Origin of the sequence: Tritonibacter sp. SIMBA_163, assembly GCF_046535935.1 — a bacterium.
In the GTDB taxonomy this organism is placed as follows: Bacteria; Pseudomonadota; Alphaproteobacteria; order Rhodobacterales; family Rhodobacteraceae; genus Epibacterium; species Epibacterium scottomollicae.
This window is the reverse complement of the sequence record NZ_JAWJBP010000926.1, coordinates 1-251: the sequence shown is the minus strand read 5'-3', so window position 1 is coordinate 251 and position 251 is coordinate 1. Positions and strand designations below refer to the sequence as shown.

Annotated in this window: 1 protein-coding gene; it reads right to left on the bottom strand. The window is 41.0% G+C overall.

Going from position 1 to position 251, the window contains the following annotated elements; translation table 11 throughout:
- Window positions 1-251 (bottom strand): hypothetical protein (locus tag R0J92_RS25035; RefSeq protein ID WP_411053673.1); only part of this gene is annotated, 251 nt, incomplete at both ends.

The window sequence follows — 251 nt, the reverse complement described above, 5'->3', positions numbered from 1 at the left end:
AACTGGACCAAACCCTGCTTGAAAATTGAGGAAATTGAATACTTTAGCCGTAATATTTCCTGACAGAAGTGATGCTGAAAGAGAAAATTCTGGCGCCAGTTCAAGTTCAGTCTCGACTTGTCCTGATAATGTATAGGTCGCTTCAACTGTAACTGAATCGGAGGCAGATTCTGGAACAGTGAAACTTAAAGAGTCGCCTAGTTCGCCTTCTTGAGACTCTCCTTGAAAGTTAGTGCTTATTTCTACATTAG